This is a genomic window from bacterium, assembly GCA_029210545.1.
Classification (GTDB): Bacteria; BMS3Abin14; BMS3Abin14; order BMS3Abin14; family BMS3Abin14; genus JARGFV01.
The window spans coordinates 1-736 of record JARGFV010000212.1; the positions used below are offsets into that span (position 1 = coordinate 1).

The following is a 736-nucleotide window of genomic DNA, read 5'->3' on the forward strand; positions in this document are numbered from 1 at the left end:
AGTCCCGGGTCGGGGTGCGGGAGGGGTCATTTTTTCCGTTGGCGGGTATCTGTCAGCCCGGTTCGCGATTCGATGACACCAATCCGACTCGAACCCCCGCCCGGGAAGGCCCAATCGGCGGATTTCGGGTAGAGTTCTCCCTCGGGAACTCGTTTGCCGACTGTTGTAAGGTCTGAAGCCTACACCATCGCGACGATCCGGATCCTCCGCCGGATCATCGCGAACAAACCGTAGTAGGCCTGCCGGACTTTCAGATACACTTGACCGGCGTGACGCACGACCTTGCCCGCCACCTGGTACAATCGCCAACGCACCGTCCGGAGTTGATGATGACGCCACTCCTCCGGCAGGACCTTCAGCTCGAACATCCGGAACAGGTTGTAGGCCAGGATACCGATCCGGAAGAACACCGCGTTGGCGCCAAACTGTCCACACGGCATCCGCTCCATACCAGGCCCGAGCTTCAGCTCCTTGATCCGGTTCTCGCTGTGCTCACCGCGGGCGTTGTACCATCGAACCGTCTCTTCCGCCGTCTCCTCACGGTTTGAGGCGATCACCTTGTAACGCACTTTCGGGTCCACCCCGTCAAACAGATCCCCCTGAACCGGACGACGAACCACCACCAGACGAAACGCCTTTTTCGTCTTCTCCATGTCTTCATGATCACAATAATTGAACACACTCGCCTGGTACGCCGCGCTGTCTGAACGAAACGCGCCGATCCGCTTGCCTTCAG

Annotated in this window: 1 protein-coding gene; it reads right to left on the reverse strand. The window is 59.4% G+C overall.

Annotation, left to right across the window (positions count from 1 at the left end):
* Nucleotides 1-179 precede the first annotated feature (179 nt).
* Nucleotides 180-736 (reverse strand): transposase (locus P1S46_12350; GenBank protein MDF1537255.1); only part of this gene is annotated, 557 nt, incomplete at its 5' end.